Here is a 9,573-nt window from a genome sequence, read left to right as displayed (position 1 = left end):
ACCGTAGTTGGTTGTGGAACTACTGGTTGTGGATTTACTGTTTCCTGTACCGTAGTTGGTTGTGGAACTACTGGTTGTGGATTTACTGTTTCCTGTACCGTAGTTGGTTGTGGAACTACTGGTTGTGATGGACTGTTTGTTTGTTGTTTTTCTTCCATATATCCTCAGTCAAGGAATTTTAGTAAGTCTATCCTAATATCTTTAGATTTACTCATCTCCTCTATCCAGTCTCTTGGATTTTAGGGGATTTTGTTTTAAATTTGCCAGCAAATAATATATATAAATGTTTTTCCTGTCCTTGTTTAACAGATTAGATGAATTTACTTGGATCAAATCTTAAAGAAGTAGTCAGTAGTAGGGGCGAATGGCCATTCTCCCCTACAGTAGGTTACAATGCTGTCGATAGGGGTGATAATCTCTATCAAACCTTATTTGCACCTCTTGTAAGATGGGAATCCATCAGGGAAAAGAGAATTTCAGAGGTTGAAAAAGAACAAGATGGATAATTTGGCACCAAAAAATAATATAAAATATAAAATTTTTAGATTCATTCAAACAAAGTAAAATTAATCTCAAGTAGTAAGCCGATCCAAATTTTTTGCTACTGTTAAGGATATCGTTAAAATTGCTTAAGACCCGGATACCCGAAGAATGTTTTTGAAATTTTCTTCTTCTGCAAATAAATGACAAATAAATGAAAATTGTCAGCTTAGAATCAACGCAGATTGACAATAAACAAAAATTATGATTTATAAGTCCAGATTAATAGAGACACTTACAGGCAAAAATCGTGGTTTACTAGCAAGCAAATATGACCAACAAGTAATTCTAGCAGCGATCGCTCAAGTAGAAGATTACAATCCAAACCCTTGTCCCTTTGAAGCAAAAGAACTATTAAATGGCAATTGGCGATTACTTTATACTACCAGTCAAGAATTACTACGCATTGATAGTTTTCCTTTCCTGAAACTAGGGGAGATTTATCAATGTATCCGAGTCCAAGATACAGCAATCTATAATATTGCTGAAGTATCTGGTTTGCCTTTATTAGAAGGAATAGTTAGTGTTGTTGCTCAGTTTGAAGCTGTTTCCGAAAAGCGAGTAAATGTTAAATTTAATCGTTCAATTTTAGGTTTACGAAGTTTAATAGGTTATCAATCAGCTAATAGATTAATTGCTGAAATAGAATCAGGAAAAAAATTTACTGCTGTTGATTTTAAGATACAAAACCGAGAACAAAAGGGATGGTTAGATATTACATATTTAGATGAAGATTTACGCATTGGAAGAGGCAATCAAGGCAATGTATTTGTACTAACTAAAGTTTAAGGTAATATACTAACTAATTTTTGTGAATGATGAGGAATACAGTTCAAATATCTAAAAATAATTTTTACTTTATTGATAATTTATCGATCATTTTTAATGATGAAATCCACTATACCTTATGTCAAAAATAAAAGCATTCGTAAGATGGTCTCCAAATTTATTTGTCTGCCTCTTATATGAAATCCTGTTATACAGTTATCGCACTTTCTACTGCCATTCAATGCAGACATAAAATTCCGGAATATCCCCAGATAATTCCCACTCTAATCCTTGCTTTTTCTTGACTCGGTCTTCCGCTGATCATACGATAACTAATTTCCGAAGAATATAGAAGACTATATTAATACTAATCATCAAAAAGAATGCTATGAACAGGAAATTGGCAAACTATGCAGTTCGAGAGTTTCTCCAATCTTATTTGGTACTTAATCTATGTAAATTAGTTTCTTTTTTTTCTTGCTTCTCTACTTCTTTGCCTTGACTATTTTGCCATTACTCACTCAAATTGGTGGGCATTATTTTTGTGAATTAAAGATATATTGAAGCATAATTAATTAGAACTCTTCTAACAGAGAACTTAAGCGCTGCAATAAAGGATCTGCATCAGTTGTAGATTGTTGAACAGATAAATCTTCTTCTGTTGGTTTAGTATTAGTAGGAGTTAATTCTTCTGACTCTTCTTGGGCTGATTTAGTAATAGGTATTTCTATCTGTGACAACTCTGTCTTAAAACTCTCCATAACTTCGATGAATTTAGCATCTAAATTTAATTGGATTTGAGTCAACTGTTGATGCAATTGATTCAAGTGTTTTTTTAACTCATTTTCATTAGATTGAACTGTATTATTAGATGTATTCAATTCATCAGAAACCAATTTTGTTTCTAACTCAGAAAAATGTTTGGTAAGCTTCTCATAAATTCTGTGCTCTAGCCTTTGTAAATTAGACGCAGATTTAGCTAATTCTGTCGATGATGAAGATACATCCAAAAATTGCCACAGAGCTTGTTTACAAAGATTGCTAAAAGTTCGATATTTTTGAGAATTTAACTCTTTTTCTATAGCTACCAATAATTGCTTATCTGCTGCCTCTTCGGTAAAAAAGACTTCTTTTTTCTGATTTTTTTCCCAAAGCATCAGGTAATATTTTTGTTAACTTAACACGGGGAAAGAGAAAATAAATTTTCTACTGTGCCCCGTTATTTTTTACTTCCAGACCTAGAAAAAACTACACAGGAACTCAGTGCGAGACTCAATTATATATAAACTAGATTTTAGCACCTGAGGTTATCTAAAATTGCTATGATTGTACACAGGTTCATTTCATTCTAGATTTTGACAATAAATTCATTGATTTTTAGACAGCGAAAGATAAATTTCCTAAAGCTGTAAATAACCTGGTTTCCTCAATACATAAAATGGCACAGTTTAGAATGAAACAGTCCTGGATTGTACAACCTCAAATATCTTTGTGATGTTAAAACTTATCTAGATATTGCTAGTTGAGCCTCTCCATAAATATATTGTCCCAGAGCATTTGCTTCTCTAGGTGGTTGAGCTAAATGAGCATTGAGACCTGCCTCTTGTAATAACCTTTCCAAATCTTCCTGGAAAAATTCTGCACCACCGCCAGTCATAACAACATCTGTCACCCTTTCTGGTAGCCACTTAATCAAACGGTCACAGAGTTTAGCTGCAAAAACTTTACGCAACTCAGGGACAACACCATCAAGATTAATCGGTTTAGTCGCTCCTCTGGGACGGTAGGAACGCTGGCCTTCTGGTTTATGGACTGCTTCTAGCAAATATAAAGACTGAGCATCTGATCCCTCAATCTTAGAAGCTACATCTTCATAAAATTGGCTCATGGCAAAAGGTTCACTCTTAGAAGCAGCTCTAGCAAACCGAAAACGGTCTACCATTAAAAAGTCTGTAGTCTGATGGCCAATATCAACAATAGCAAGAGATAGTTTAGGTAACTCTGGCTGAAATTCCTTGCCGTTGTTAGCTTCACACCATAGCAAACTACCATACCCCTCTGGCATGATCCAAACCTTATTAATTCTAATTTCGGTAGGTTCGCTACCTCGATAAGACATTTTATGAGGACATTGTAATTGACTAACAATCTGTTCCTTTTCCTTTTCAAATTGCTCTTGGGAATAAAATGGTAAACCCATCACAACTGAAAATTCGCCTTTGAGCTGAAAATAACCAGCACAGGCCAAAATTTTAATGAGAGCATCTTCGACTTTGGACTTGGCAAAAGAGCGTTCATCACCGAATAAATTTGCCCCAAAATCAGCAGCCAATTGACCTACAGCGTATCCAGAGCCTTGATATTCCAGCCACATATCTAATAATGGGTCTGTAGGTTTAGACTCAAAATTACCCGATCTTACTTGTTCTAAACTTAATTGCTTGACATTAGCTGGAATAAAAACTACACCATTTGGAGTCCGACTAACACAAGCTTTACTAGCTGTCCGTCCTAAGTCCACACTCAGGATTGTTTTTTTACCGACACTTGGTGGTTTCTGGGTCAGCATTGCTGCTGCTGGCTGTTTAATAACCATTAGGTTGTATTACCTCACTAAATTTTTAAATCAAAATACTACCGTTGTTAAAAATCCTAAGTTATAAATGAATTAAGACCTACGGTATTAAGCGAATAAAATTAACATAGAATTTAGAAGTAAAGTACTTTCAGAAGTTTCAGTCAACTGGAGAATACACAGTCTATACTTTTACATCTTCACTTCTGCAATACGGGGAGATTACCATATCAGGCGTGAGACATTCCTGTATTTCACACTTGTTTTAACAAGGGATTATTTTCAACCGAGTGATCGAAAAGTGGAGATTTTCAGAATTCCCCCAGATAGCCCAGATAGGTTTTTGGTCAAACCTGTTCTTTTGAGTCGAGGACATATAGCTAACTAAATATAATATTAGATATTAGTCTGATCAAAATTATTATTAAAGCATAGTTTCACGAAGCTCCATTAATTGAACAGGTTAATGAAACTTTTCAGGAATTATTATAAGAATTTCTAAGTTAATTAAAATAACTTTCCACAAACTTAGCATCTTAAGTTAAAAATGTTTAGCACATATAAAGGAAAAAAATCAATTTTTTGACCGTGCCTCACTTCACTTCTTAGGCAAGTGAAACATCTAGGGAACTAGAGTAATTCCCTACTTCTAACAAAATGACTTAATATTAATTTAGAGATTTAACCTTAAATTAATACTTCCTTCTTAAGATTCTTGATCATACCCTTCACTTATTTTCTCATCAAAGCCTTAGAAATTAAATATTCTCTTCTAAATATATATGTTGCTAACCCTAGCCTAAGATTACTTCCATCGGAGATAACTCTAAAGGAATTTCCAGTCCCCTAATTTGTTAGTGCCAATACCAGGATATTTGTTCTGGAAGTCCAAGTAGTTGCCTTAATGTCTATTGTTAAGTTACATTTAGTTAAGATTATGAGTATTTCTTGGCCACTGAACTAACGGTGTTAGTGCCAGTAGCTGATGGGGAAGACCCCCAAAACCGCCCTGGCTTACCTGTGAAGCAAACCTTTAAACCTGAAATGGTTGACTCCAAAGAATGGTAGGTACATTGTTAGCGTTTGTCGAGTATTCCCTAGGAAAGCTCCTCTAGAAGAGGCAACAGGGAGCCAAATAGTTATATTTGGGACTCTCCGCCTTAAATCAAGTCAGGTGGGCAAAAATATCAAAAGTGTAAAAAATTACACCAACTATTTCAATTCAATTTTACTAAAAGAGGCCAATAATTTATGAAAATTTCTTGGAGAACAATTGTACTTTGGAGCTTACCAGCTCTAGTCATAGGTTTTTTCATTTGGCAAGGAGCATTTTCCCCGACAGTAGCAAACATGGGTAGCAATACTGCCAGTACCCGGATGAGCTATGGTCGATTCTTGGACTACTTACAAGCAGACCGAGTGACAAGCGTAGACCTTTATGAAGGTGGCCGTACAGCTATTGTTGAAGCAGTCGATCCAGAACTAGATAATCGAGTCCAACGATTAAGAGTAGATTTACCAGCTAATTCCCCAGACCTAATTTCTCGTCTACGAGAGGCAAATATCAGCTTTGACAGCCATCCCCCACGCAATGAAGGGGCGGTATGGGGCCTATTAGGAAATTTGATTTTCCCAGTTTTGTTGATTGTCGGTCTATTTTTCCTCTTCCGTCGCTCCAGCAATGTTCCTGGTGGCCCTGGACAAGCAATGAATTTTGGTAAGTCTAAGGCCCGCTTCTCCATGGAGGCGAAGACAGGTGTACTATTTGATGATGTGGCTGGAGTTGATGAGGCCAAGGAAGAATTACAAGAAGTTGTGACTTTCCTCAAAAAACCAGAAAGATTCACTGCAGTGGGAGCGCGAATTCCTAAAGGTGTGCTGTTAGTTGGCCCTCCGGGAACTGGTAAAACTTTGTTGGCCAAGGCGATCGCTGGTGAAGCTGGTGTTCCATTTTTCAGTATTTCTGGTTCGGAATTTGTGGAAATGTTTGTGGGTGTGGGTGCTTCCCGCGTTCGCGACTTATTCAAAAAAGCTAAGGAAAACGCTCCCTGTATTATCTTTATTGATGAAATTGATGCGGTGGGTAGACAACGTGGTGCTGGTATCGGTGGTGGTAATGATGAAAGGGAACAAACTCTTAACCAGTTGTTGACAGAAATGGATGGTTTTGAGGGTAACACTGGTATCATTATTATTGCTGCTACTAACCGCCCTGATGTATTAGATTCTGCATTATTACGTCCAGGTAGGTTTGACCGTCAAGTTACTGTTGATGCTCCGGACATTAAAGGTCGTTTGTCTATTCTGGAAGTTCACGCTCGCAACAAGAAGATAAGTGAAGAAGTATCTCTAGATGCGATCGCTCGTCGTACTCCTGGTTTTACAGGTGCAGATTTGGCCAACTTACTGAATGAAGCTGCAATTCTCACTGCTCGTCGTCGTAAAGAAGCAATTACTATGCCGGAAATTGATGATGCTGTAGACCGGGTGGTCGCAGGTATGGAGGGAACTCCACTTATGGATGGTAAGAGCAAGCGGTTAATTGGTTATCACGAGGTTGGTCATGCCATCGTTGGTACTTTGATCAAAGATCATGACCCAGTGCAAAAAGTCACTTTGATTCCCCGTGGTCAAGCTCGTGGCCTCACCTGGTTTATGCCTAGTGAAGACCAAGGTTTAATCTCAAGGTCACAAATTTTGGCTCGTATTACTGGTGCTCTTGGTGGTCGCGCTGCTGAGAAAGTTATTTTTGGTGATGCTGAGGTGACAACTGGTGCTGGTAATGACCTACAACAGGTTACAGGGATGGCACGTCAAATGGTGACTCGTTATGGTATGTCCGATCTTGGTCCGATGTCTTTGGAAACTCAACAAGGCGAGGTGTTTTTGGGTCGCGACCTAATGACTCGTTCAGAATATTCTGATGAGATCGCTTCTCGTATTGACGATCAAGTTCGCACTATTGTTGATCATTGTTATGAGCACGCTTGTAATATAATGCGTGAGAACCGGGTTGTGATAGATCGTTTAGTTGATTTGCTCGTTGAGAAAGAAACTATTGATGGTGATGAGTTCCGACAAATTGTGTCTGAGTACACTAATGTTCCAGAAAAAGAACGTTTTGTTCCAATCATGTAATTTCAAGAAGCACTTCAGCTATCAGCTATCAGCGTAATTGAGGTTTTACACTTCAGTTAATTTAGTAGGTTTATGATGATACATTACCTAATTTACTAATAGTTGAAGCGTGAAATATAGTGTCTTAAAAAAGAACTGAAAGTTAAGTAGTTTTTGTACTTAATTTTTGGTTCTTTTAATATAGCGGGAAGAAGGAAGAAGGATTTAGTTATCTAGAAGTAATATCAAGTTGCACTGACTTAACCACAATATAAAAAGATGGCATACTCCTCAAGAGTCATCTTAAGATGACTTAAACTATTAGCCAAGGATTTCAATCCTTGGCGAGGTTTGCAAGTCATGTCATCCGCCAAGAAATAAATTTCTGGGCTGCATAGCAGAAGTCATCTAAAGATGAGTGAAGATGGCTAATTTATTATGGCTAATTAATGAGACTTGATATAAGAATGTTTTTTCTGATAAATTTTTCCCAGATCCGGTGTTCCCTGTTCCCTGTTCCCTAAAACTTTTATTGTGGGTATTTTCAAAATACATAAATATTACTTCTAAAAAATATGGCAATTTCAACAGAATATAAACAAAGACGCAAACAACTAATGACAAAAATTGGCAATGGTACGGCTATATTTAGAAGTGCGCCAATGGCTGTCATGCACAATGATGTAGAATATGCTTATCGTCAAGATAGCGATTTTTTTTATTTAACAGGTTTTAATGAACCAGAAGCTGTAGCTGTCATTGCACCACACCATGAAAAGCATAAATTTGTTTTGTTTGTGCAACCAAAAGACCAAGCAAAAGAAACTTGGACTGGTTATCGTGCTGGAGTGGAAATTGCTAAGGAAAAGTATGGTGCTGATGCAGCTTTTTCTATTAATGAACTGAATAAAAAATTACCTGAATATTTGAAGGGTGCCGATAAAATTTATTATCGTTTAGGACGCGATCGCCACTTCAATGAAACAATTCTTCGACATTGGCAAAATTTGATGCGGGTCTATCCGAGAACTGGTACTGGTCCGATCGCTATTCAAGATGCGGGTACGGTTTTACATCCGATGCGTCTGCTTAAAAGCACTGCGGAATTAGAACAAATGCGTAAAGCTGCTGATATTGCTGTTGATGCTCATAACCATGCGATGAAGTTTGCCAAAGCGGGGCAGTTTGAATATCAAATTCAAGCGGAAATGGAGTATATTTTTTCTCGTCATGGAGCGACTCCTGCTTATCCTTCCATTGTTGCTTCTGGTGCTAATTCTTGCATTCTTCATTACATAGAAAATAATCGGCAAATGCAAGAAAATGATTTGTTGTTAATTGATGCTGGAGCTGCTTACAATTATTATAATTCTGATATTACTCGGACTTTTCCTATAAGTGGAAAGTTTACACCGGAACAAAAGGTTATTTATGAGTTGGTTTTAAGAGCGCAACAAGCAGCAATTTCTGAAGTAAAACCAGGAAATCCTTATAAACAATTTCATGATACAGCAGTACGAGTATTAGTGGAAGGTTTGATTGATTTAAAATTATTAAAAGGTAATATTGATGAAATAATTGAAAAGGAAAAATATAAGCATTTATATATGCACAGAACCGGACATTGGTTAGGTTTAGATGTACATGATGTGGGTGTTTATCAGTGGGGAGAAGAACCGCAAAATTTACAACCAGGGCAAGTTTTAACTGTGGAACCTGGTATTTATATCGGACCGAATATTAAATCAGTTGAAGGTCAACCGGAAGTATATGACCGTTGGCGTGGAATTGGAGTTAGAATTGAGGATGATGTTTTAGTCACTGCAGAAGGAAATGAAGTATTAACTGCAGGAGTTCCGAAATTAGTTGAGGAATTAGAAAATTAAATTTTTCTTCTTTTACTTAATAGACATCTCCAGAAAAGAGGGAGTAGTAGGGAGGTTGCATGCAACCTCCCTACAGAGTAGGCGGAAATAATTAATGATTTATGTACGAGAATTAATTTGATTTTTTATTATTGGAGATGTCTAATGAAAAAATAGTGAATTAACTAGAATTATTCAGCATCAATAACTTATATAGCATTTCAACGGTAGGGTGCAGACATATCCACTACTTAGGCAATGGCACTAATTATAGTAGTTAAATCAGCAATAATCACCAAATTATACACTATATTTGATTTGGAGAAAAATTATTAACAATAGTAGGGGCAACGGGAGCAATAATTTATGCAGAAGGAGAACTTCAAAAAATAGGAAAAAATCTCAAAGTAATGATAATTAGACATCTACTCCACGCATAGGGAGTAGGGAGTAGGCAGCTTTGCTGTAGGGAACCCACCCCTCGCCCCTCCCCCTCCGGTGGAGGGGAAAGAATTGATAATTTCTTTGGGATATAGATATTGATTTTTGATTCTTGGAGATGTCTATTAGCTGAAGGTAAAATTGAAAAACTGATGTTTTGCGCCCAAAGTTAATCTCAAAATCATTACCACTCAGCAACGCCAAATTTACCGATAATTTATGGTGACATAATTATCATGGAAGAAGTATTTAGCAATTTAATTAATA

At 36.7% G+C, this 9,573-nt stretch carries 6 protein-coding genes; 4 read left to right on the top strand and 2 right to left on the bottom strand.

Features of this window, described 5'->3' with window-relative positions; translation table 11 throughout:
* Positions 1-314: 314 nt before the first annotated feature.
* Together F6K27_RS20940 and F6K27_RS20935 are read left to right on the top strand one after the other, a co-directional pair.
* Entirely contained in the window at positions 315-506 is a 192-nt protein-coding gene (locus tag F6K27_RS20940; RefSeq protein WP_124145827.1) for a hypothetical protein, read from the top strand.
* A gap of 238 nt (positions 507-744) precedes the next feature.
* The gene (locus F6K27_RS20935) at positions 745-1,329 is read left to right on the top strand and encodes a PAP/fibrillin family protein (RefSeq protein ID WP_287275105.1); all 585 of its coding nucleotides are present in this window, start codon (positions 745-747) and stop codon (positions 1,327-1,329) included.
* A 554-nt stretch (positions 1,330-1,883) separates the two neighbouring features.
* Here F6K27_RS20935 and F6K27_RS20930 read toward each other — a convergent pair.
* Positions 1,884-2,465, bottom strand: a complete 582-nt coding sequence (locus tag F6K27_RS20930; RefSeq protein WP_240039052.1) for a hypothetical protein — start codon at positions 2,463-2,465, stop codon at positions 1,884-1,886.
* A 347-nt stretch (positions 2,466-2,812) separates the two neighbouring features.
* Positions 2,813-3,904 (bottom strand): ParM/StbA family protein, encoded by a 1,092-nt coding sequence (locus tag F6K27_RS20925; protein ID WP_287275103.1) that lies wholly within the window; start codon positions 3,902-3,904, stop codon positions 2,813-2,815.
* Between the two features lie 1,230 nt (positions 3,905-5,134).
* Here F6K27_RS20925 and ftsH2 point away from each other — a divergent pair.
* Together ftsH2 and F6K27_RS20915 are read left to right on the top strand one after the other, a co-directional pair.
* Positions 5,135-7,021 carry an ATP-dependent zinc metalloprotease FtsH2 gene (gene ftsH2 / locus F6K27_RS20920; RefSeq protein WP_287275100.1) on the top strand — a complete coding sequence of 629 codons (1,887 nt, stop codon included), beginning with the start codon at positions 5,135-5,137 and terminating at the stop codon, positions 7,019-7,021.
* A gap of 554 nt (positions 7,022-7,575) precedes the next feature.
* Positions 7,576-8,886: an aminopeptidase P N-terminal domain-containing protein gene (locus F6K27_RS20915; RefSeq protein WP_287275098.1), complete on the top strand. Its 1,311-nt coding sequence runs from the start codon at positions 7,576-7,578 to the stop codon at positions 8,884-8,886.
* Positions 8,887-9,573 lie beyond the last annotated feature (687 nt).

The organism is Okeania sp. SIO2F5 (genome assembly GCF_010692685.1).
GTDB lineage: Bacteria > Cyanobacteriota > Cyanobacteriia > Cyanobacteriales > Microcoleaceae > Okeania > Okeania hirsuta.
Note: the sequence above shows the minus strand (reverse complement) of the source record. Positions and strands in the feature narration are given on the sequence as shown.

Coding starts and splice junctions, on each gene's coding strand:
- F6K27_RS20940 (WP_124145827.1), top strand. CDS start 315: ATGAATTTACTTGGATCAAATCTTAAAGAAGTAGTCAGTAGTAGGGGC.
- F6K27_RS20935 (WP_287275105.1), top strand. CDS start 745: ATGATTTATAAGTCCAGATTAATAGAGACACTTACAGGCAAAAATCGT.
- F6K27_RS20930 (WP_240039052.1), bottom strand. CDS start 2,465: ATGCTTTGGGAAAAAAATCAGAAAAAAGAAGTCTTTTTTACCGAAGAG.
- F6K27_RS20925 (WP_287275103.1), bottom strand. CDS start 3,904: ATGGTTATTAAACAGCCAGCAGCAGCAATGCTGACCCAGAAACCACCA.
- ftsH2 (WP_287275100.1), top strand. CDS start 5,135: ATGAAAATTTCTTGGAGAACAATTGTACTTTGGAGCTTACCAGCTCTA.
- F6K27_RS20915 (WP_287275098.1), top strand. CDS start 7,576: ATGGCAATTTCAACAGAATATAAACAAAGACGCAAACAACTAATGACA.